General features: G+C 69.0%; 1 protein-coding gene. It reads right to left on the bottom strand.

The window, feature by feature from the left end:
• Positions 1-255, bottom strand: a 255-nt coding sequence (locus tag CUZ56_RS15885) for a hypothetical protein (protein WP_204250965.1), incomplete at both ends; no start/stop codon positions are given.

Genomic DNA, 255 nt, shown 5'->3' with positions numbered 1-255 from the left:
CGTGCGGACCGCCCAATGGCGGCGTGACCTCGTAGGCCACGCGTTGCGGACTGCGCACATGCTTGGCCGGTGGGTAGTCCACGCGCAGGACTCCCTCGATATTCGTCGACGGATCCGGACCGGAGGCATCGGGGATGAAGCGCGCCCGCTCTGCGTCACGGCGATAGTCGGGAACGAGGTCGACCGCCAGCACAGCGATCAGCGCGAGGACCACGGCACTGCCGATCAGCGACAGCCATGGGACCCGCCGGGGAC

This window comes from Saezia sanguinis, from assembly GCF_003991585.1.
Taxonomy (GTDB): Bacteria; Pseudomonadota; Gammaproteobacteria; order Burkholderiales; family Burkholderiaceae_C; genus Saezia; species Saezia sanguinis.
Note: the sequence above shows the minus strand (reverse complement) of the source record. Positions and strands in the feature narration are given on the sequence as shown.